Source organism: Ornithinibacillus salinisoli, assembly GCF_042684965.1.
GTDB lineage: Bacteria > Bacillota > Bacilli > Bacillales > Amphibacillaceae > Ornithinibacillus > Ornithinibacillus salinisoli.
Genome location: NZ_JBHUMI010000008.1, coordinates 84,502 through 108,004, shown reverse-complemented (window position 1 = coordinate 108,004; position 23,503 = coordinate 84,502). Strand labels below are relative to the sequence as shown.

At 37.5% G+C, this 23,503-nt stretch carries 22 protein-coding genes; 2 read left to right on the top strand and 20 right to left on the bottom strand.

Annotation, left to right across the window (positions count from 1 at the left end):
- Positions 1-182: 182 nt before the first annotated feature.
- Both ACFSTA_RS04160 and ACFSTA_RS04155 read left to right on the top strand, forming a co-directional pair.
- On the top strand, positions 183-743 hold the full coding sequence (locus tag ACFSTA_RS04160; protein WP_377555291.1) for a CDP-alcohol phosphatidyltransferase family protein: 561 nt from the start codon (positions 183-185) through the stop codon (positions 741-743).
- A 688-nt stretch (positions 744-1,431) separates the two neighbouring features.
- Entirely contained in the window at positions 1,432-2,217 is a 786-nt protein-coding gene (locus tag ACFSTA_RS04155) for a metal-dependent hydrolase (RefSeq protein WP_377555290.1), read from the top strand.
- Positions 2,218-2,255: 38 nt separating this feature from the next.
- Here ACFSTA_RS04155 and ACFSTA_RS04150 read toward each other — a convergent pair whose 3' ends face one another.
- The 20 genes from ACFSTA_RS04150 to ACFSTA_RS04055 form a co-directional block, all read right to left on the bottom strand.
- A complete protein-coding gene (locus tag ACFSTA_RS04150) occupies positions 2,256-3,938 on the bottom strand; it encodes a transglutaminase domain-containing protein (RefSeq protein WP_377555289.1) in 1,683 nt (560 codons plus the stop codon).
- 213 nt (positions 3,939-4,151) lie between these two features.
- Positions 4,152-4,850 (bottom strand): AEC family transporter, encoded by a 699-nt coding sequence (locus tag ACFSTA_RS04145; RefSeq protein WP_377555288.1) that lies wholly within the window; start codon positions 4,848-4,850, stop codon positions 4,152-4,154.
- 323 nt (positions 4,851-5,173) lie between these two features.
- Complete coding sequence (locus tag ACFSTA_RS04140; RefSeq protein WP_377555287.1) at positions 5,174-6,661, bottom strand: tripartite tricarboxylate transporter permease; 1,488 nt, start codon at positions 6,659-6,661, stop codon at positions 5,174-5,176.
- 27 nt (positions 6,662-6,688) lie between these two features.
- On the bottom strand, positions 6,689-7,222 hold the full coding sequence (locus tag ACFSTA_RS04135; RefSeq protein ID WP_377555286.1) for a tripartite tricarboxylate transporter TctB family protein: 534 nt from the start codon (positions 7,220-7,222) through the stop codon (positions 6,689-6,691).
- 66 nt (positions 7,223-7,288) lie between these two features.
- Complete coding sequence (locus ACFSTA_RS04130) at positions 7,289-8,269, bottom strand: Bug family tripartite tricarboxylate transporter substrate binding protein (protein WP_377555285.1); 981 nt, start codon at positions 8,267-8,269, stop codon at positions 7,289-7,291.
- A gap of 18 nt (positions 8,270-8,287) precedes the next feature.
- Complete coding sequence (locus tag ACFSTA_RS04125; protein WP_377555284.1) at positions 8,288-9,313, bottom strand: PdxA family dehydrogenase; 1,026 nt, start codon at positions 9,311-9,313, stop codon at positions 8,288-8,290.
- Positions 9,314-9,398: 85 nt separating this feature from the next.
- Entirely contained in the window at positions 9,399-10,163 is a 765-nt protein-coding gene (locus ACFSTA_RS04120; protein WP_377555283.1) for a DeoR/GlpR family DNA-binding transcription regulator, read from the bottom strand.
- A gap of 1,064 nt (positions 10,164-11,227) precedes the next feature.
- Complete coding sequence (locus ACFSTA_RS04115) at positions 11,228-11,839, bottom strand: response regulator (RefSeq protein ID WP_377555282.1); 612 nt, start codon at positions 11,837-11,839, stop codon at positions 11,228-11,230.
- On the bottom strand, positions 11,811-13,205 hold the full coding sequence (locus ACFSTA_RS04110; protein ID WP_377555281.1) for a sensor histidine kinase: 1,395 nt from the start codon (positions 13,203-13,205) through the stop codon (positions 11,811-11,813). The genes ACFSTA_RS04115 and ACFSTA_RS04110 overlap by 29 nt, the downstream gene beginning before the upstream one ends.
- Before the next feature lie 39 nt (positions 13,206-13,244).
- Entirely contained in the window at positions 13,245-13,835 is a 591-nt protein-coding gene (locus tag ACFSTA_RS04105; RefSeq protein WP_377555280.1) for a DUF6305 family protein, read from the bottom strand.
- A gap of 90 nt (positions 13,836-13,925) precedes the next feature.
- Positions 13,926-14,867, bottom strand: a complete 942-nt coding sequence (gene nikC, locus ACFSTA_RS04100) for a nickel transporter permease (RefSeq protein WP_377555279.1) — start codon at positions 14,865-14,867, stop codon at positions 13,926-13,928.
- A 46-nt stretch (positions 14,868-14,913) separates the two neighbouring features.
- Positions 14,914-15,918 carry an ABC transporter permease gene (locus tag ACFSTA_RS04095; protein WP_377555278.1) on the bottom strand — a complete coding sequence of 335 codons (1,005 nt, stop codon included), beginning with the start codon at positions 15,916-15,918 and terminating at the stop codon, positions 14,914-14,916.
- 94 nt (positions 15,919-16,012) lie between these two features.
- Positions 16,013-17,659, bottom strand: coding sequence for an ABC transporter substrate-binding protein (locus tag ACFSTA_RS04090; RefSeq protein WP_377555277.1), 1,647 nt, complete (start codon positions 17,657-17,659; stop codon positions 16,013-16,015).
- Positions 17,660-17,695: 36 nt separating this feature from the next.
- On the bottom strand, positions 17,696-18,700 hold the full coding sequence (locus ACFSTA_RS04085; RefSeq protein ID WP_377555276.1) for an ABC transporter ATP-binding protein: 1,005 nt from the start codon (positions 18,698-18,700) through the stop codon (positions 17,696-17,698).
- Positions 18,697-19,695 carry an ABC transporter ATP-binding protein gene (locus ACFSTA_RS04080; RefSeq protein WP_377555275.1) on the bottom strand — a complete coding sequence of 333 codons (999 nt, stop codon included), beginning with the start codon at positions 19,693-19,695 and terminating at the stop codon, positions 18,697-18,699. The genes ACFSTA_RS04085 and ACFSTA_RS04080 overlap by 4 nt, the downstream gene beginning before the upstream one ends.
- 197 nt (positions 19,696-19,892) lie before the next feature.
- Positions 19,893-20,384: a GyrI-like domain-containing protein gene (locus ACFSTA_RS04075; protein WP_377555274.1), complete on the bottom strand. Its 492-nt coding sequence runs from the start codon at positions 20,382-20,384 to the stop codon at positions 19,893-19,895.
- Between the two features lie 28 nt (positions 20,385-20,412).
- Entirely contained in the window at positions 20,413-20,895 is a 483-nt protein-coding gene (locus ACFSTA_RS04070) for a GyrI-like domain-containing protein (RefSeq protein ID WP_377555273.1), read from the bottom strand.
- A gap of 217 nt (positions 20,896-21,112) precedes the next feature.
- Entirely contained in the window at positions 21,113-21,526 is a 414-nt protein-coding gene (locus ACFSTA_RS04065; RefSeq protein WP_377555272.1) for a VOC family protein, read from the bottom strand.
- A 133-nt stretch (positions 21,527-21,659) separates the two neighbouring features.
- Positions 21,660-22,658 (bottom strand): hypothetical protein, encoded by a 999-nt coding sequence (locus ACFSTA_RS04060; protein ID WP_377555271.1) that lies wholly within the window; start codon positions 22,656-22,658, stop codon positions 21,660-21,662.
- A 20-nt stretch (positions 22,659-22,678) separates the two neighbouring features.
- Positions 22,679-23,401 (bottom strand): RNA polymerase sigma factor, encoded by a 723-nt coding sequence (locus tag ACFSTA_RS04055; RefSeq protein WP_377555270.1) that lies wholly within the window; start codon positions 23,399-23,401, stop codon positions 22,679-22,681.
- Positions 23,402-23,503 lie beyond the last annotated feature (102 nt).

Genomic DNA, 23,503 nt, shown 5'->3' with positions numbered 1-23,503 from the left:
CAAATTCCCCCTTACAAAACGTTAAGAATATTTTAGCATAATAGAGTGCCTGTCACTCGTCGAATTTTGTCATATTCTATCTCGAGGTAGAAAATTTGAATAATTTCATAATAGGGATACAATTATTTTATCTGAAACTTTTCATAGAATAACATCGTATTTGGTTGTAGGGGGAATTAAGTATGAGAGTTACAACAAAAGAGCTATTTACAATTCCAAATATCTTATCATATTTGAGACTTATTTTAATTCCGGTATTTATTTACTTTTACATAACAGCAACAGATGTAAGCGACTATTATATAGCAGCACTTATTATTCTATTGTCCGGGTTAACCGATATGTTTGATGGATTAATAGCACGAAGGTTCAATCAAGTAACAGATCTGGGTAAAGTAGTAGATCCAATCGCTGACAAATTAACGCAAATGGCCATTATTATTTGTCTCGTATTTCACTATCCACATATTTGGATTCTGATTGTATTATTTGTCATCAAAGAGCTATTCATGGGGATAAACGGACTAGTGCTTTTGAAAAAGGGAAAGAAACTTGATGGTGCTATGTGGTTCGGAAAAGTATCTACTGCAGTTTTTTATGCAGCAACATTTCTACTAATCGCAATTCCGGAGATCAATCCTAGTACAGCTGCAATATTAATGGTAACTACTGGAGTTTTTCTTGGTCTGTCATTTATTTTATATATCCCAGAGTTTTTAAAGTTGTATCGACATGCTTCATAGCAGTTGTATATGAACAGGTCACCACAGTGTTGGGACCTGTTTTTTGATTGTCTAGGAAATTATAAAATTTAATACTTGTGGATACTTCTTGGCAGGAACAGCCACGTCCAGCTCCGACGGACAGGACGTCCTAGTGTCGATGACGCCACAGGATAAGGAATTCTTCTGTGAGTAACATCGCACGCAGAAAAAGTGATTTTCTTTTTCAAGGACGTGGCGTTTTCATCGACCAGCGCCCAGCGACTAGCGCAACTTCCCTCACCTCCGTACGATAACAGTTCGACATAGTCGAACATCCTAAATCCAAGATTAAAGGAAGGCCGACTAAAATCGGGCTTTGCGCCCAACGTCGGCATACCCCTATGAAGGGGCATGTTTCCTTTATCTCCTACGGGGAATGTTCAATTAAAACCACCACTTTGCGTGGCAACATTGAACCACCAGCGTTACGCTGGCGCAGTTCGTACGTCGCTACGACGCACAGGACGTGCTAGTACAGGCGTTGCCACAGGAAGTGGTGTTTTTAGCCTGTAAGGGCGCTTACGCTTTTGTTCTTGTTCAAATGGACTTAAGCGTTGGTACAACCGTATCCTTAGACAAAGGCGTCAGGAACAGTACTACGTTTTTTTGTTCTTAATGGAGATCTCTTGAATACACTATTACTAGTTTGAACTTGAGGGGGATTTTGATGAAGATATTACGACTTGGTCACGCTATGTATGCGCTAAAAAGCAATGGTGGGAAGACCTATTTAATTGACCCATTTATTGATATGAATCCAGGGTTTCCACCAGACTTAGACAATCCATCATTTTATAAATCTATTGATGGTGTATTTTTAACACATGGACATTTTGATCATACTAGCGGGTTACCGAAAGTCCTTGAGCACAATCCCGATGTGATGGTTGTTACTCAATATGAATTAGCTATGATTTTATTACAGCAAGGAGTTAAAAATGTGATGCCCATTAATTTAGGTGGATCTATATCGTTCGATGATATGGAGGCAACCATGGTACAGGCGAAACATACTTCTTCCTATGGAGAGACTGAAGGTACACCAGTTTATGCAGGAGAGTCCGCAGGTTATATCTTTGACTTTATGGATGATTACACGCTTTATCATTCCGGAGATACAGCCTTAATGTATGATATGAAGCTCATTCAAGATGTTTTTCAACCAGACATTGCCATTCTATCTTCATCGGGGCATTTTACAATGGGTCCTAAGGAAGCTACCTATGCAGTGAAACAGCTATTAAATGTTACATATGTTATCCCCAGCCACACCTTTCCGTCAAAGGAAACGGCGACCTCTGTAGAAACGCTTGATAATTTGTTACAAGCATTCCCAGTAGTTGACACGATGATTGATAAGGATAATGATTTAGAACAATTACTAGCTGATTATGAGGGTACAGAAGTAATTTCTATTGGATATGGAGAAGAAAAGACCTTCGACAAAAAATGACAAAAACCGGGAGGTGACAGGCACCCCCCGGTTTTTGGTTAATACATGATTCCTTCTCGTGTGTGGGTTTCGGCGAAGAAGGTTGGGTCTGGGTCAAAGTAATCTTCGTTGTAGTTGAAATGGAATTGGCCATCTTGGATATAGCCTGCTCCCCAGGTTGGATCCATTTCAATCCAATCTTCATCTACGTTGACTTCCACCCACGCATGGCGTTCTCCCGCATACCCTTCTACATAATGTGCCTCCATTCCAACGGCTCGTAACAACGCAGTTGCCAGAAAAGCATAGTCCTGACAAATGCCAATCCCTGATTCTAACGTAGATAAGGCACTATCACCAATATTAAAAATGTCATTTTCAGCTTTTTCCACATCATAGGCTACATGATGGGAAACAAATTCAAATACCGCTTTAGCCTTATCACGTTCATTACTAACTCCCGCCGTAATTTCTTCTGCTTTTTGAATGATTGCCGGGTGGTCCGACTCAATTCCTCTAGAAGGAAGCAAGTCACGCTGATCTGATATATCTGTGACATGGTGATTTACTTTAGCTACCGATTGGAAATAGAACATGGATTGATCATGCTGTTCCATACTAGGTATATTCACAACTACTTCATAATCCCCGGGTCCAAATCGGAAATAGGCACTACCATCAAATTGATAATTTTCAACTGGGATGAGATATCCAGCCTCCAAATTTTCATCCATATAGTTCATCATAACGATAATATGTGTTATTTGGTCTGCTCCAGGTATCGATGGGTCTATTTCTCCTGCAACTCGATATTCCTCTTGATCCCAATTTTCCGCTGTTTTCCATGTAGGCTCATATAATGTTACACCATGTTCAATATACGTTCTATACGTTTCCATCTCTGCAAATGCCGTGTCCGTTTCGTTCTCTACATAAAATGTAGCTGCATCATAATATAATTCATCCGTTTCATTAAACAGTTGTACACGAATATAGTGGATTCCTTCTCCGAAATATAAAGGAATATCCCCAGAGAATTCATGCTGACTTACAGGTAGTATGACCTGTCTTGCCTCTTGATCCTTTTCGACTTGCACGAGAACCATATCTCCCATATATGATTCTGGCAATTCTCCCTCTATAAGTACACTATCTGTCGTTTTACTTAAACCTACTTCTGGAGAATTCAATTTAAAATTATTGGTTACACCATATTGCGTGTATTCTACTTCCCTTTGAACTTTCTTGTCCGTGTTAGTTACGCTAAAAGAAGCAACTTCATAAAAGCTACCTTCTTCTGTTTCCTTATTACTTGGTACCCGGATACTAACATCGTATTCTCCTGCGCCATAATGCATAGATATTTCCTTGGAAAATTCCATATCTGCAATAGAAACATAGTAATTAAACTCGTTTTGTTGTAGTTCTTCTATTTCCTGCTTCGGATTGATAACAATCCACAATAAATCACCGGTCAGATCATCTCCCTTTTCCACCTTACCCCGAATCTCAATGGTTGTTTGTATATCTTGCACACTATTGGTCGGCGTAACGAGTGAAAACCCTACTTCTTCTGCATAGGAGCTATATTGAATTTCAGGTATATCCTCTTCAACATCTGCTATAACTTCTTTTCCATCATCTTCATTCATATCATCTGTGGTAGCATCGTTATTACTACATCCAGAGATGACATAAAAAATAATAATCAAAGGTATCATTAACTTGAATATTCGCTTCATGAGCCCCACTCCGTTCAAGTTTTTTATTACTTTTAGAATACTATATTATGAGGTTAATAGCATTATGTAAATGAAAGCTATATTGGATTCACGCAAAAAAAGATTGCGCATATTGCCGAGGAAATGTATTAAAAAGCTAAAAAGCACCATAAAAAAACGCGAAATGAATTTTTTCATTTCACATTTTTATAAACAATCTAGTTAGGACATCTGTCAAATAAACTGAAACCAAATTGGCAATGTTATTAAACTTAGCAACGTACTAATGAGCGTTGTAGAAGAAACAAGATCTGGCTCGACATTGTATTTAACAGAAAACATCGTCGTATTTGCAGCAGTTGGCATGGCAGCAATAATAATAACTACGGAAGCTAATAACGTTCCATTTAACCCCATTAGATAAATGATTCCAATGGCAAGTAAAGGAGATACGAAGAGTCTTAAGAATACCAAAGAACTAACGGATTTAAAGGATATGCTCCGAAAGGCAATTGTAGATAACTGAATACCTAATACAATCATGATTAATGGAATTGCAGCATCTGCAAGGAAAGAAACTGTATTCTCGATTGATACTGGTAAACCGATATCCAACATTCGAGTCATTGCCCCTAATACGATAGCCGGTATGATAGGGATTTTGATCGTTTTTATGAATGCTTCCTTTTTAGAAACATTTTCATCAGCACCACTTGCCGCTATGTATAAACCAATTGTATTCATATAAACAGACATAATAACCATGATCATCATTGCATATACAAAGCCATCATCACCTATAGCAAATAGAACAACTGGTAAACCATAGTTCCCTCCATTCATGAATACACCTGCAAGGAGCATAGCGTGCTTTTTCTTCTTTTGGTACTTTAATATACTTTCGCAAGAATAACAATCAAAATATATGTACAAAACACCACTGATGAGATTGCTATAAAAACATATAGAAATTCCATTGTTATCGTATTTGTATAGAAAGTATGAAACGCAAGAAAAGGGTACAACACATTCAGCGCAATGTATGACAGCGAATTTATATCAAGTTTTTTAAGTCTTCCAACGACAAACCCTAAAATAAATATTGAAAAAATAGGCACTAAAATAGCTATAAATCCGATGTCCTTACCCCCTTTCATAATAAACAAAACTTATCAACTAAACCAGGGCAGTATCCCCGGTAGCAAATAAGTTTGTTTGTAAAAATTATCTTTTTGTTTGTGCTTTAAATGTCCTCTTTAAGCCATTGTTTTCTTTTTCTTTCTGTACTTGTTCCATAAAGGTACTACTAAGGCAATTAGTGCTAACCCTAATAATACAGCACTAATCGGACGTGTTAAGAATATGCTAAAGTCTCCATTAGCCATTTGTAATCCTCTTCGAAATTCTTCTTCTGCAATTGGACCAAGAACTAATCCTAGTATCACTGCAGCGATAGGAAACTTCATTTTATCTAAATAATAGCCGATTAGACCAAATAAGATCATAATCCAAATATCAAAAATGGAATTTCGAACTGCGTATGTCCCAATAATACAAAAGATAACAATCGCCGGGCCAAGTGTATAATAAGGCACTTTCATTATCTTAGAAAACAGTCCTATAAAAGGCTTAGAGAATGCAAGAATAAGAACATTAACTACTAATAAGGAGATAAAGATAGTATAAACTACCCCAGGTGAATTACTAATCAACATGGGACCTGGTTGTAACCCATGCATAACAAATGCCCCTAAAATAACCGCAGTTGTTGCACTACCAGGAATACCAAGTGAAAGTAATGGCACCATAGCACCCATTGCAGCAGCATTATTAGCAGACTCAGGTGCAGCTATTCCCTCTGGCACGCCTGTACCAAAATCCTTAGCGTTTTTGGACCATCGTGTTGCTTCACTATAGCTCACCATCGCCGCTGTAGTTGCTCCAACTCCTGGTAAAATACCGATAGAAATCCCTAATATGGATGAACGAAAAATAGTTCCTTTGATTTGGTTCACTATTTTACTATCAAATATCTTCGTTTTAAATTTTTCCATTTTTTGTTGAATCGTATGGTCTTCTTTACTTTTTCGAAGTACCTCGGACACAGCAAATAAACCGATTAAAACAGGAATAAGATCAATACCACTTAGTAATTCTAATGAATCAAAAGTAAATCTTTCTGTCCCTGTTAATGGATCCATTCCAATCGTTGCAATGAAGAGTCCTAACCCTACTCCAATAAAACCTTTAATTAAATCGCCGCCACTTAGTGATACAACAACAGTTAGACCTAGTACCGCTAACGAGAAGTATTCCGGAGACGAAAAATTTAAAGCAAATGATGCGAGCAAGGGGGTTAAAAATATTAAACATAACGTACCAAAAACACCACCGGTAACTGAACTCAAAATACCTATACCTAGAGCTTGTCCCGGTTTACCTTTTTGTGCCATTGGGTACCCATCAAGAACTGTTGCAACAGCTTCTGGTGTTCCAGGAGTACGGAAAAGCACAGCACTTATTAATCCGGAAAACACGGAAGATGCATAGATTGTAGTAAGAAGAATAAATGCAGGGATAGCATCTAATCCGTAGGAAATTGGAAGTAAAATAATAACAAGCATTGTCCCACTTATCCCTGGCAATGCGCCACCTAAGAAACCAATCAGTGTTGCAGCAAATAATATTAGTAATGGAATTGGTTGTAATAAATTTTCAAGTCCCATTAATAATCCATCAATCATGACTTATACTCCTTTCTCTACGTTTTCTTAATAAATCCAGAAACTTACAGTACGGAAAATACCTACTCCTCTTGGGAAAGGAATACCCAACACATAGATAAATAACAGTATAAAGATAATGTAACTTACCAGAGTTGTCATAAATAGTTGTACCTTTTTACGCATACCTAGTAACCACGCTAAAAAGAAAAACAAAAATGGCGTTACAAATAAAAAACCAACGATCGGAAGAAGAATAACATATACAATAATCGCCACTAAAATATACCAGTGACTTCCATTAATACTTTCATTAACTCTTCCTTTTACTTGTGGTAACTCCACATCCTCGTTGGAATCCATCCCACTTTTTTGCTTATCCTGTACACTTTTTTTATGTTCACGAACTGTTTTTATTATTTGAAGAATACCCAAAATGAGCATGAAGATTAAAATGATTTTTGGCCATTCTGCAGGTCCAACTACAGTCGAAGATCTAGCTTCTGGAATTTGTAATGATACAATTAAGAAAAACACAGAAAATAGAATCGTAATAATCCCCAATACCAAATTTGATTTCATTCTGTATTTCCTCCTATAAAAGAGGAGGACTCATTCATCCTCCTCTTCAATTTTAATGATTAGTAACTATTCAATTTCAGCAAGTATTTCTTCGTATTTCTTAATATCTTCTTCTAACTTCTTCGTGAAATCTTCTGATCCCATCCAACCGTCACGAAGATCTAAATAAGAGTTTGCAGCGTACTCTTTATACTCTTCTGTTTCCATTGCTTTTTTTGCAGATTCTTCTAATAGGTCAACAACTTCTTGTGGAGCATCCGCATGAATCATTAGATAACGTTCCACTCCATCAACTAAATCCCATCCATTTTCTACAGTTGTTGGTACATCTGGGAAATCTTCTAAACGCTCTTCAGCAAAGAATACTAGCGGTTGGAATTCTCCTTCTTCAATATAGGAAACCGTTGGACCAACTTCTTCTAGAATAACGTCAATATGTCCACCTAGAAGGTCTGAATGCATGTTACCTGCACCTTCTGCAGGGATATAGTTCATATCTACGCCAGCTTCCTTAATAAATCTACGTGCAGTGATTTCATCAATACCCATAGTTCCTACTGCAGCAATACGAACTTCACCTGGATTTTCTTTTGCATACGCAACTAATTCTTCAATACTTTCAAATGTTCCTTTTTTCACCTGTAAAGCATACGTATCACTCTGAATACGAGCAATAGGTTTCACTTTATCTAGTCCAAACTTGTTTGTTCCTGCAGCCGTTGTAACCGCGTAAGCTGAATCTCCTACTAATGTGTATCCATCAGCATCTTCCTTCATCGCATTTTGCATTGCGATAACACCTGATCCACCTTCTTGGTTAATGATGTTGAAATTTCCATCAATATCTTCTGACATCAATTCAGTAATAGTACGAACAAAAGTATCAGTACCACCACCAGGACCATGACCAACATATACTTCAATATCGCGTTCTGGATACTTTTCAGATGATGTATCATCAGTTCCACCAGTATCGTTAGAACATGCACTCATAATAATTAGTAATAATGCCGTCATACTTATTAATAAATAATTTTTCTTTAACATTTTAAATTCCCCCTAAGATTAATTGTTTGTTACTTTTCCTTGTTTTGCATTGGTGTTCATTCGGACAACCATCTTAATTGCCTCTTTAGTTGCTCCAGGATCTGCAATTCCTTTTCCTGCAATATCAAAAGCAGTGCCATGTGCTGGTGTAGTAAGTGTGATCGGTAGACCGCCACTCATTGTCACCCCACGATTAAATCCTAATAGTTTCATACCAGTTTGGGCTTGGTCATGATACATTGCTAGTAAACAGTCGAAAGGATCTTTATCCAATCGTAGAAATAGCGTATCTGCAGGATATGGACCTTGCACATTTACTCCATCCTCTTGCATTTCTTTAATAGCAGGGATGATATAATCTATCTCCTCATTACCTAGCATTCCACCTTCACCAGCATGTGGATTTAGAGCAGAAACAACGATCTTCGGATTCTCTATTCCAGCTTCTTTTAAAGTCTTGTTCGCAAATTGAATTCGCTGGACAATTCTCTCTTTTGTTACGTGTTCGCTTACATTTTTCAAAGGTATATGAGAGGTTGCTCGAGTAACCCAAAGATCCTGCATAACATTAATTTCACTAAATCCTTCTTCACAATCTAGTAGATCAGCAAAGAAGTGTAATTCATCTTGGAAATGATGTCCACCTCTATGCAAGGCTTCTTTATTTAATGGTCCATAAATAACACCATCAATTTTCTTTTCTTTAGCTAGATTTAAAACGTACTTCAATGTTTCACCTGTTACTTTACCAGATTCATTTGATAGCGTACCCAACTCATATTCACTAGTTTCTAAGTTTCCTAGATCAATAAAGTAAATCGAACTGTTCTTTTTTTCTACTTGATCAATATGGTCAACTTCTTTTGCATCTAATTCAAGACCCGCAATGGATTGACCTTGTTCGAATACACGCTTATCTCCAACAATTACCCATGTTGCTAAGTCACGAATTTCCGTATCTTGGAATGATTTAACTATTAACTCTGGACCAATCCCAGTTGCGTCACCTAACGTAACGCCAATGATAGGGGTTTCATTTTTCAACATTATTACCTCCGTAAAATTGTGTTAATGTGTTCCTATTGCAAAAATGGTATTCCAAACTTAACACGGTTTCTTCAGCATCTACTTAAGCCTTTCCACCAAATAACATTTGGATTTTGCTACTATACTCTTTAACAACTCCAGGCTCAATATTGGAATCTGTGACTATCCCTTTTATTTCTGTTAAGTCACACACACTTGAGAAAGCCTTTACATTAAACTTGCTATGATCTGCTAATACCCAGGTTTTCTCTGAGGCATTTACCATTAATTGTTTAATTAAGGATTTATCAAATGTAGGAGCCGTTACTCCCCGCTCTAGATCAATAGCATGTGCCCCTAGAAAGAATATATCTGCATGAATTACGCTAAGCATATTTTGTGTTGCTGCACCATATAAAGCACCAATTCCTTGTTGTAATTCACCTCCGGTTACGATCACTTTATTTGAACTATCTAATAGTTCATTCGCAATAGTGATATCGTTAGTGACAACCGTTAGATCGCTTCTGTCTTTGAGCAACTTCGCAAGCTCTAAAGTAGTAGTGCCCGAATCCAAAATAATAGTGGAATTTTCCTTAACTAAGGATAAAGCTTTTCGCGCAACCGCTTTCTTTTCTGCGTTATTTTTACTGATTTTGGACGAATATGGAACTTCTTCTGTTAAAGAATCTACCGATACCGCCCCACCGTGGGTTCGGATAACCTTTCCTTTTCTTTCTAACTCTGTTAAATCTCTTCGTATAGTCATCGAAGATACATTTAACATCTTAGATATTTCTTCAATATCTACTTTTTTGTTTCTGGTCACTTGTTTTTCTAACCATTTTTTTCTTTCAAGGGGTAGCATAAAGGATCAACTCACTCACAATATTTGTTATCTTTAAACATCCATTGTGTTATATTATGTTCGATTAGTTTGAATATGTCAATATTTTTTATTAAAAAATTAGTGAGACTTCTCAAAAATTATAAATTTCAATTGAATATTTCTATTTAGCAGTTAATGAAACCCTTTTATACCAATAGTTTATATCGCTTCTCCGTCTATATAAATCTTTTTATCAATCAAACATAAGTCTCTTGTTAAAATTAAACAACCAGAGTTAAAAATGCACAATATGAATAAAAGACATCAAAAAGACCGCATTGGATTTAATCCAAAACGGTCTTAAAATGAAGGTGGGGCATAACTAAAATTTTCAACACTAGAGACGAACGAGTATACGTTAAGTAGTTTAGAATGTTACTTTTCCAACGGTAAGATCTTCATTCTTAGTTGATGTAAAATGCGCAGTAACATATTACTCTGAATACCGCTACAGAAATACACTACGCTTTCCGCGGGCTCGCACTGAGCCTCCTCACTCGCAAAGAACGCTCGCTGTGGGGTCTCAGCGTCTTCGCTTTCCCGCAGGAGTCTCCGTGTATTTCCTTCGCTATGATCGGTCCTGTATTCAGTGATTGGAGCGTAGGGCAGTTGACTCCTTGAAAATAAAAACCAATTTTCTGCGTGCGATGCAATGCTACCGTAGCTTTTCTTGGGCCTGCGATTACTCGACCCACCGAAAACAATTGTCATGCGGGAACAGCACGAGCCTAAAGACCCGCAGATGCGCCTGCGTCTTCCAGTTTCGCTCCGAAGCATGCTTCCTCGGCGCAAGGGAACAAAGAAGCGTAATTCAAGAAGTTCCCTTGCGGAAAGCGACTGTCCGAAGCGGATATCACGTTGCTGTGCTGTTAATGCGCAGTTTATGTATGGTTAACAACAAAGTACAAAAACAACAAAAAGAAAAATCCAAACTAATTCAATTTCTACTGAAGAATTTCGAATCATAGTTTGGATTTTTCTTTGACTAAAACACTTTTGTCCCAGCTTTTCAAAATATATCAATCTATTTTGTTACTTCCTCTTCACATCAGCCTATATCGATTTTTCGGCCTACCTTTTTTTCCGTATAGTGTTTCGATTTCAACCTCACCTTTACCCTCCAAATAATTTAAATATCGGTGAACGGTTTGATATGCAATGGGTAGCGCATTTTGTATTTCATCAATGGTCGTAGCTTCTTCACGTTGTAAGAGAAAATTTTTAATGGACATCAGTGTTTCATGCTTAATTCCCTTTTCCACAAATGCATTTTGTGGATGATCTGTCAATTTACCAACTTTTAAATTTAATCTAATTCTTGAGATAAGATCTGGTGCTTTAATCGGCTTCAACGCAAAATCAGTAGCCCCTGCTTCTATAAAGGAATTTGCGACTTCTTGCCGCTCATCAATGGTTAAAATAATAATTGGTATATGTGAATTATGTATGCGCATCTCCTTGGTTGTCTTCATTCCATCCCAATCAGGAATATGGTAATCAAGTAAAACGAGGTCAGGTGTCATTTTTTGTAATAGTTCAACCGCTTCTCTACCAGTAGAAGCCTCGATAACCTCCCAGCTAGCGTACGTACATATTTCCTTTAGCGTAAATCGAATCGATTCGTTATCATCCACGATTAAGATTGTCGTACTCATTAACTTTTTCACCTTCTTTATGGATTGGAAGTAGAATATTCATTTGCGTGTAACTCCCTGGAATGCTATTCACTGATATCTCTCCACCATGATTTTCGACAATACGTTTAACAAAAGATAATCCAAGACCAGATGAATTTCTTGTGCTGAACCCATCCCGCCATATATTTTCTAAATGAGATGATCGTATCCCTGGCCCATTATCCTCAATTCTAAACAAAACTCGATGACTTATATTTTTGACATGAATATGAATATATCCTTTTTTTCCAGCAAAAGATGTAATGGCATTTTCTAGTAGATTGGAAATCGCCCTTGAAAATCGAATTTTATTAATAAACAATAAGGGTAAGTTTTCTTCTATCTCAATTCTCAATTTAATTTGTTGCTCATTCAAGCTGAGATGACTTATAACGTATTCTACTAATTCATCTACTGAGATATATCGCTTTATATCTTCATACAGAATCTCCGATATCATATCATTCATTTTTTGAATCGCTTGGCTTAATCGACTGAAATAAGCAGGAGGTGTCTGCTCGTCTTTAACATGTTGCATTTTCATCTCAAGTAATGAAATAAGTCCTTCTAAGGTCACCAATGGGGTTTTTAAATCATGTACTAGCATATTGATTTCTTGGTAAACCGTTGATTCTACCAGCGCAATTTGAGTTTCCTTTAATTCTTCCTCACGCTCTTGGTACTTTTTAAAAGTATGAAGTTGTTTGTTCACTAAATGAATAAGAAATGTCAAAATAATAGCGATTACCAAAAAGACCAGAAAAAATATTGTTGATAGCGTGTTAAGTAAATTATTATTAGTTAAATAGTGATCAGCTATTTTTATACTTAATGCTAGATCATTGGAGCCAAATCCAAAACGAGTTAGAGCAGGGATTAAATGAATCCAATGAACCGCTACTAGTGTTAGAAATAGAATAATAGAAAAAATGATATAAAAATGCTTCTGTTTCGGAATATAAAGCTGTAGAAGCAAGACAATGCCAAGTATAATCATATGCCCCAAATAGGAAAAGTTTTCATTGTAAACGTAATTGTATAAAAGAATCACTAGTATAGTGAGAGTAATAAATATGAAAGGAAAACTTAAACTATCCAGATCCTTGGCCAAAGCAGATGCGACAAGCATTGCTCCAAAATAAATAAAAAAGAAAAGGAGGACATATTTAGCAATATACGCAAAGGATGTAACTACGAGCCTTCCACTATCTAGCTGTAATATACTGCCTTGGATATAATCCATAATAAAGACGGACCATTCATCTACAAAGGATGGAAATGCTAATCCGTAAGTGATCAAGCTGAACCCCACGAAGATTATGATGGAATTCCTATTCTCTTTCAACATGGTATCCCCCCAAACTTCCTGCCATAGAAAAGAATGTTAACGGAAAACTGAGTTTAATGGAGTATGTATGTCATCGAGTTGATTCACTAGTGTAGTTGGAACATGGTGCCTTTTAAGTAATTTAAATAGTTTTTCGGTTTGTTTCGTTGTGTCCAACCCAATAAAATACGTTGCATGTGGAATCGTAAGTTCAGCTAGTTTCCAAGTTTGGTCATCTTCCCGTAGTGCTCCGGAAAGATTAATCAAAACGACTGGTATTTCCCTTCTATCAGCTTCCAGCATCAATTGTTTTACACGAGTCATCTCTTCTTGAAAGGACCTTGTTGTTTGAGCCAAGCCATTTGTACTATAACCAATTGCAATGACGACAGTCCGATAGTCATATAAATCGGTTGCTAAAGCACGTGGTCGATAATCCGCTTCGAGGTTAAGATCCTCTGAGATGGTTTGCATAATTGCAGACTCAACAGCTTGTCCTGCAGATGTGATTAGAATTTTTTCATCCCCAATCGGCGCGGGTAAATTTGGGTAGGTGTTTATGTTGGAAGCATTCGTCTGACCTAATGCAATCACCAGTAAGATGATAGCAAAAAACAGACAAATTAATACGGGTAGATATTTCTTCAAGAAAATAAACACCTCCTAATTTTTACATCAAAAAAAGGATAAAGCTTTTGCTTTATCCTCTATGATACTATAAATTTATCAGAAATGTCATTATTCTTTCAATCTTGGATCTAAGGCATCTCGCAATCCATCTCCAAATAAGTTAAATCCTAATACAACGAAGAAGATTGCTAATCCCGGAAATGTTATAACCCATGGAGCAATTTGCAATGCATTACGTCCATCACTTAGCATCGCTCCCCATTCTGGTGTGGGTGGCTGAGCCCCTAATCCAAGAAAGCTTAAACCGGCAGCATCAAGAATGGCTGTACCAATACCCAATGTTGTTTGGACAATAATCGGCGCCAAACTATTCGGTAACACATGACTCATTAATATCCTTCCATGCTTTCCACCGATTGATCTAGCAGCTTCAACAAACTCTGTTTCCTTAACAGACAAAACAGCTGAACGAACAATTCTAGCAAATTGGGGAATTCCAACTATGCCAACTGCAATCATAGCATTTCGTAAGTTTGGCCCTAAAACTGCCACAAGTGCGATTGCTAAAAGAATACTAGGAAATGCCATCATAACATCAATAATTCGCATGATGATTTGATCAATCCAGCGACCGAAATAACCGGCAACAGCACCTAACGTAACACCAATAATCATGGAGATTCCTACAGCAATGACCCCAATTTGGATGGATATACGCGTTCCATAAACAATTCGGCTAAAGATATCCCGACCTAATTCATCGGTGCCAAGGAGATGCTCTCCAGATGGGGGCTGATATCGATTAGTAATCAATTGTGTTGTTGGATCATGTGTTGCAATAAATGGTGCTAATAAAGCTGTTATAAATAAAATCAGAATAATACACAGCCCGATTAATGATGTTTTGCTTTTTACAATACGTAAAAACGCATCAAGCCATAAACCCCTCGGCTTTTTTATTGGTTTGGTTATTTCCACCGTGTTCGGGTTTGGAGTAGGATTTGGTTGAAGTGACAAAAGGCGCACATCCTTTCTATAGTCTTCCTGCATTTAGTTTGTCTAGCTGTGTAGGCTAGCTCACTCCGTTTTCCTGCGATTATTCATACTTTATTCGCGGATCAGCATATTTGTATAAGATGTCCGTTATTAAATTAACGAGAACAAATATCAATGCAATTATTAAAATCGTGCTCTGTACGACTGGATAGTCACGTCCAAGTACAGCTAAATATACATATCGACCGATTCCAGGCCAAGAAAAGATTGTTTCTGTTAACACAGCTCCACCTAGTAATAAGCCAAATTGCAATCCAATAACTGTCAATACAGGTAGGGATGCATTTTTTAAGGCGTGTTGAAAAATGATAATTGGCTTTTTCAATCCCTTTGCATTTGCTGTTCGAATATAATCTTGCTTCATGACTTCCAGCATACTTGATCTTGTCATACGAGCGATAATAGCCATAGGTATCGTTCCAAGTGCTATCCCAGGCATTAGTAAATGTATAAACACATCTTTAAATGCTGCCCAATTCCAAGTCAATATACTATCTAACAAATAAAAATTGGTGATCGTATGTAATTCCATTCCAGTTGTTAATCGCCCAGAAGGAGGTAAAAAATTTAATGTAACGGAGAAGAGCAAAATCATCATCAACCCTAACCAAAATATAGGCATGGACACCCCAAACAGCGCACCAGTCATACTAATATTATCGAACCACGAGTATTGTTTTACAGCAGCAATAACTCCAGCTAGTACACCTATTACAATTGCTAAGATCATAGCAAAAATTGTCAATTCAACTGTTGCTGGTAACTTTTGTAACAACTCTGTCGCAATGCTTTCTTTTGATTGGATTGATTCCCCCAAATCACCTCGAACGATATCACTTAGAAATCTACCATATTGCAATATATACGGGTCATTAAGACCTAATTCTTGACGTAACGCTTCTAATTGATCTTCAGTTGCCTTTTCGCCAAGCATACTTCGAGCTGGATCTCCAGGGATTAAATGAATGAGAGAAAAGGTAAGTATGGAGACACCAATTAGCACGGGGATTAGCATCAATAGTCTTCTAACAATGTATTTTAGCATGGTTGCATTCCTCCGTTTAGCAGGAAATCATGAGGATGCCCACGGATTTTTGTATCCCATTTTGGACATCCACATTCATTCTCCATTTAAAAATCTATTCTTGAATATCTAATAGGTTAAAAGGTTCACTTCCAGTTGGATGTGGCACATAATCCACAACACCGCTCTTGGCAGCTAATGGTGGTGTTGTATGTGCGATTGGGAACCATGGTGCATCTTCGTGAATCAATTCTTGCGCGTCTAGATATAGCTCTGTACGTTTGTCTTGATCCATTTCAACTTGTGCAGCTTTTAATAAGTCATGGACTTCATCACTCTTATAAAAAGCAATGTTTCCTGCAGAACCTACTTTTGCATTATCTTTATCTAACAACACATACATAAAGTTATCAGGGTCACCGTTATCGCCAGTCCAGCCTAAGAATGCCATATCATGTTCGCCATTTTCAGTAACGGATAAATGCGTATCCCAATCACTTTCAACAATTTCTACATTGATGTTTACAGCTTTTAACATTTCTTGAATAGCTTGAGCAGTTACTTTTGGTTGCGGCATATAAGGTCTTGGATTTGAGAATGTATTAAGTGTAATTTCAAACCCATCTGCATACCCAGCTTCAGCAAGCAATGCTTTTGCCTCTTCAACATCATAGCCATAATCTTCTACATCATCGTTATATCCCCATAAAGAAGGTGGTATTGGGTTTTTAGCCGCTTTTCCAATCCCCTCGTACAAGGTAATCAATTCATCTTTATCAATTGCCAAATTGATCGCCTGACGTACTAACTTATCAGACATCGGCCCTTCCTTATCCGTATTAAATGCCATATACGCTACGTTCATAGAAGGTCTGCGAATAATTTGTAGGTTTTCTTCACCTTCTGCTATCTGAATGTCCTGTGGGTTTAATCCCATCATTAAATCAATCGTTCCTGACTGTAATTCTAAGAATCTTGCTCCATTATCAGGAATTACACGGAAAACTACTTCATCTACTTTCGCTACTTCTCCAAAATAGTCCTCATTTTTTGTAACGGTAATGGTATCATCTGGTATCCATTCTTCAAATACAAATGGACCAGTACCAACAGGATTTTTAAAGTAATCTTCTCCATGTTCTTCAACAGCTGTTGGACTAGCAATTCCAAATGGTGGCATTGCTAATGTTTGAAGAAACGGCGCATTTGGTTCTGAAAGGGTAAATTGAACCTCATAATCTCCTATTGCTTCAACCTTCTCAATAATTCCACCTAGGTCATCTTCAGAAGCACCAAACATGTAACCATAGTAAATATATTCTGCTGAGGTTGCCCAGCGTTCGAAGTTAAACACAACGTCTTCAGCTGTAAAATCTGTTCCATCATGGAATTTCACATCATCACGAAGCGTAAATGTCCAGACAGTACCATCATCACTTGGCTCCCATTCCGTCGCAAGTGCCGGTTTAACATCTGTGCTCTCTTCTTCGTAGCGAACTAATGTATCATAAATTTGGTTCGTTACATAGATGGATTCTCCATCCGTCACTTTTGACGGATCTAATTGAATAGAATCTGCACCCCGTCCGAAAACAAGTGTCTTCTTCTCACCAGTTTCTTCTACGCCATTATCATCACCACTGTCAGTAGTTTCGCCATCATCGTCAGTAGTATCGTTACCTGAATCTTCACTACATGCACTAATTACCAAGATGATTGATAATAATAATGTCATTAAAAAAAATAAATTACGTTTTTTCAACTTAATTCCCCCTTGTTTTTGGTTAATGAAAAAATATTAGCTTAAATTAGCAGTGGCTTCTGGGCCAACCACCTCCTTAACAAAATGACAGGCTGCAATTTGTCCATTTTCTGAAACTTTTTTAAGAGCAGGTTTCTGCACGCGACAGATTTCTTCAGCAAATGGACATCTCGTGTGAAACTTGCAACCTTCTGGTGGGTTCGCTGGTGAAGGTAAGTCGCCTTTTAATATAATTCGCTGCTTTTCTTGTTGTGGATTAGCTTCTGGAACCGCCGATAGTAACGCCTGTGTGTATGGATGTTTCGGATTTTGGTACACTTCATGGGCATCACCAACCTCGACAATCGAACCTAAATACATTACCGCAACACGATCACTAATATGATGGACAACACTTAAGTCATGTGCGATAAACACATATGTAAGATCAAACTCTTTTTGTAAATCTTCCATTAAATTAATAACCTGCGCTTGAATGGATACATCAAGAGCAGAAACAGGTTCATCACAAATGACTAATTCAGGCTCTAATGCCAATGCTCTAGCAATTCCGATCCGTTGGCGTTGTCCCCCACTAAATTCATGGGGATATCGGTGTTTATGGTAGGAGCTTAGTCCAACAACATTTAGTAGCCGATCCAAGGTTTTCTTTCGCTTTTCTTTCGGTATACCAAATATCTTCATTGGCTCTGTAATCGTCTTTTCGATCGTTTTTCTTGGGTTTAAGGATGCATATGGATCCTGAAAGATAATTTGCATGTCTTTTCGCAGCTTACGTAACTTTTCACCACGTAACTCCGTTATATCCTCACCCTTAAAAATAATTTGCCCAGCAGTTGGTTCAAGCAACCGAAGAGCAAGCCTTCCAGCAGTTGACTTTCCGCAACCACTTTCACCAACAAGTCCTAGGGTTTCACCAGACTTTACAGATAATGAAATCCCATCTACAGCCTTTAAAACAGGCTTTTCCCTTGATAGCAACTTTTCACTTTTTAACGGAAAGTGCTTTTTTATATTCTTCAATTCTAATAATGTACTCATGGTGTTACCGCCTTTTCGGTTTCTTCATATAATAAACAGCGAACGAAATGGTCATCCTCGACTTCTTTAAAGTTAGGATCAATTGTTAGGCAGCTATCCATTGCATGCTTACATCTTGGTGCGAAGCTACATCCCTTTGGTAAGTCACTTAAATTAGGCGGAAATCCTTCAATCGCTTCCAGCTTTATTTTCTCTGGAGTTATTTTGGGAATTGAATTCATTAATCCCAGCGTGTAAGGGTGTTTCCCATGATCAAAAAGTTTTTTCGTTTCCGTATACTCTACAGGTTTCCCGGCATACATAACCATTACGCGATCACATACCTCTGTGACAACACCTAAATCATGAGTAATCATTATCACAGCCATGTCCATTTCCTGTTGCATCTTTTTGAATAATTCAAGTATTTGCGCCTGAATCGTTACATCCAGTGCAGTTGTTGGTTCATCCGCAATAAGCACCGAAGGATTACAGGATAAAGCCATGGCAATCATGACACGTTGTCGCATCCCACCACTAAACTCGTGCGGATAATTTTTTAACCGATTTTTTGGATCGGGAATCCCAACTAGATTTAGTAATTCCAATGCCCGGTTCCTTGCTTGATTTTTTGAAATACTTTCATGCGCAAGAATAGTCTCTATCATCTGCTTTTCAACCGTGAACACAGGATTTAAAGATGTCATTGGATCCTGAAATACCATTGAAATCTCTTTTCCTCGGATTTTCCGCATCTGCTTTTCCGACTTATGAACAAGGTTTTCCCCTTTGAAGAGAATTTCACCATCAACAATTTTTCCAGGAGGAGATGGGACTAATCCTAAAATCGACATGGCAGTTATGCTCTTTCCCGAACCGGATTCCCCAACAATACCTAATGTTTCACCTGGTTTAATATCAAAATTAACACCATCTACCGCTTTGACAACGCCTGCCTTGGTAAAAAAATGTGTATGTAAATTCTTCACTTCCAGGAGCGGTGATTCTGATTCCATATGTATCCTCCTTTGATGGGTATTCTGAACTAATAGACTTTTTAGAATTAACTATATTATACATATATTTTAAACTATTATGTTTTTTTCTCATTTTTCTCTTAAAAAAAATAAAAACGCCATGTAATAAAAGAAACCGCATTGAAGTATTAATCAACGCGGTCTCTGGAGATATGGAATCTCCCTCATTATATGAACTATATTTTATCGCTAACTTTCACAGGATCACACAATAACACATCTACTTCTTGCGGATTCTCCCAATCATTATATATTTCTAATGACCAATAATTTGTCAATCTTTCCTGTCCGTTTTTTACATTCCATTGATGTATCTGAGCATATGCTCCAAAAATACCCGATGCCTGACCGGTGTAAGGTAAAATCGCATATGTTTGTTCTGGAATGGTGAGTGAAGTCATGTCTGTAGGAACATCTTCTAGCTTTGTCACTTCAAACCCTACCCAATAACCATCCTCATCATCCGTACTCTCCGCTGCTTTAAAAGCTCCAATTTGCTTTATCGGTTGAACGAGATGGTTGATTTCATGTAACCGCTCTGTTACTTCCTTTGCAGCTTTAGGAATTTTTTCTGCGTATTGATCACCTGGACATTGAACCCGAAAACCTACTATAATTAATTCCTGTAATTTATTTGTGACTATGTCTGATATTGTATTATTCGACACTTCAATTACTCCCTTCAAAATCCCTACACTATTTATTTATTGCAACATAAACTCCAATCTCATTATCCCATTCTTCTGGCTTATATCGCTCATCCCATAATTCAAAATCATATCCGAGAGGCATACAGCGATTTTCTACCATCCACTTCCCATACAAGTAATCGTAAGTTTTGTATAAATCTGTTTCAAATCCTTTGTGAGTCACATTTACATATGTTCCCTCAGGTACAGTGTGAAGTATTCCTCCCTCAGGCACCTCTCCTGGTTCATATACCTCATAACCAATAATCTGCGTGAATTTATCCTCAAAAGGGTTGAAGTACTCTCTCATTGGATAAACCTGAATAAGATAAACGTGGTCCCCTTTTCTATTGGGAATCCATTCCGCATTTGACTGTAACCTATCTAACGTTTTACCGCTTAAATTATTTGCCTCAATTTCTTTTAAATTCGCTACGAAATGATACCCAATTACATGAAAAGATGGTTTTTTAACTATTCTTGGCTCCACTCATATCAACTCCTATGAAAATATGAAAGACATACTGACACATCGTTACCAGTTTTCCATCTGAACCTTCAATATTAGGTACGTCATCCTTGGGAATTTATTCGAGTGAATATACTTTTCTATTCGTTAACCGGTATATAAACGCCCATAGCAAAAGGTTCTTTTGACGAACATTTATATGCAGTAAAATATGTTTCTATGTGCATTTTTAGATCGGTTATCTTTCAATATCTTCCCACACATGAAATTTATTTCCACTGATATCTTTAAAAGTAAACTTTAGTCCACATGGTCCGTCATCAAAAATCGGTTCCAGTTCTACATTATGCGCTTGTAGATTTTGATACACCAATTGGATGTCATCCACCTCAAATGTCATCGAAAACATCTCATAATTTTCTCCATCCCATTGATCAGTGAAAAAATTAGGAGTAAATTCATTTTTCGTTTCCAGCAAAAACAACCACTCACCTTCACCTAACACCATAATAGAACCATCATCTTTAAATCGTTTTAAGCCTAATACTTTTTCATACCACTCCGCTGATTCCTCCAAGCTTTTGACTGGAATATAATTACAGTGAACTTTTTTTAATAGGGGTGTTCTAACATTGGATTGAACCTTTTCCATCTCGTTACTTCTCCTCCATTACTCCTTAAATATTGTCCAGTGGTTCCCGTCTGGTCACACGATCCCCACATTCATGTGGACTTACATTACTAATGACTTCTAAATTAATTCATCTATATTACTACTTAATAAACTAGTAAATCCATTTTTCCGAGTGATAGGCCTTCATGAAACCAAGTAACCTCTCTAAAATCTTAATTCCTTGGGATTCAGCTTCTTGAGCACGTCTTAAAAGTCGAATTGCTCGATCAGCTACTTCAGGATCTTGTGGATTTCCCCCTTGTGGGAATGGAAACATGAGACGTAATTCTACCAGTGAGTCAGCTACAACGGAATAATGTTTAGAGGCTTCGGCAGCTAATTTCCGTACACTTCGTTCCACAACATTCTCACCATCCCATTTTTCCATTAATTCCTGTAAAAATTTCACCGCAAACTCCCGTGCATCAGAAACAACCGCTGCATTATACGCATTACCTGATGGATCAGCAGATCGTTTTTCCATCACATTTATCCATGCATCATAGCCCGAAAGTCCAATCGCATAGTTATCTTTAAACATATGTGTCCATTCATTCCCTCGAGTATGGTCTACTATCATATCTAGGGCCATTCGAAGCATCTCATACTTAGAATGGGGTAACTTTTCACTAATTGTTGTAGCGAAAAGAACAAAATTTACATCTGCGAATTTTTCATAGGATACAACACCATCCTGTGATACATCTTTTGCAAAGAACTCCTGTGTTTCATCATCATAGCCATAAATTAAACCAAACTCGGGTATAAATAAATCATAGCAAATTGCCGGATAGCCACGATCTATGGAATCCTGAATTAATGCGATCGTCTTCTCCAATTTATCTGGTACAATAGGGGTTTCTGAATCAGCTAGACAACTTATATATCCAAGATTACATAGGTTTCTTCGTAAAACATATCCACCGGGAAATGATGTGGGACCTGCAGCATTTACTTGAATTGGATCGATATTGATGCGAAATGCATGTCCCGTTAATCCCATTACATCGACTAGTGAAAAGTCATTATTTTCGTTGTAACTAATTGCACCATAAATTGCCCCAGCAGCAGATGTCCAGGTTCTAGTCCAGTCTTTTTTCTCCACTTTCACTTTATTTCATCTCCTACAAATTATAATATGGGAGGGGTTTTAAGAATTTTTCGTTTCGACAACCCTCGTTCTGAGCGATTGCGAACATATTCTTTTAAGGAAACTCGTATACGTTCTTTTTGAACCTTTGACCTTGAACGTGAGAGCGTGTTATATACATTTGCTGTCGTAATGCCGAATAATGCAGCTATTTCAGAAGGTGGTATTTCTCCAAAGAAATGCGCTTCGAAAATTTCTCGTTCTCGTTTGCTCAGGCAATGTAACAGCGCTTGGATACTTTGTAATATTTCCATTCGCATAATATGCTCACTCGGATCGTTTTTCTCCGCTTTTTCTTGGGCAGTATTGGAAAGAAAGAATAAAATGCGATCGATGTCCCCCCAGTCCATTTGACCTGTCTGACCATTCTCAAAATAGGGATCTGATTCAAATCCACTAAAAGGCTTTTCCTTCCCATACTGTCCACCTCTACGCAATTTCGTATAGGCCTGATTTCTTACAATTTGCTGTAACCAAGGTAAAAACTTCTTGGTATCCATTAACGTACCTAACTTTAAAAAGGCGCGTATTAAAGCATCCTGTACAATATCTTCAGCCATGAAAGCGTCATTCGTTATTGAACTTGCCCATCCAAGCACTTTTGCTCGATGGATACGAACCAATTCGCTAAAAGCATCTTGATCTCCGGCTCTCGCACGTTCGACTAACTCGGAATTTTCTTTTTTATCTTTAATTATTTGCACGCAAACAGGACCTCCTTACCCTCCTTATATGTAGATGCCATGTTTTATAAAAATCTATCATGAAAAAGAAATTTTTTTAAAATATTTGAGAATGTAATTATT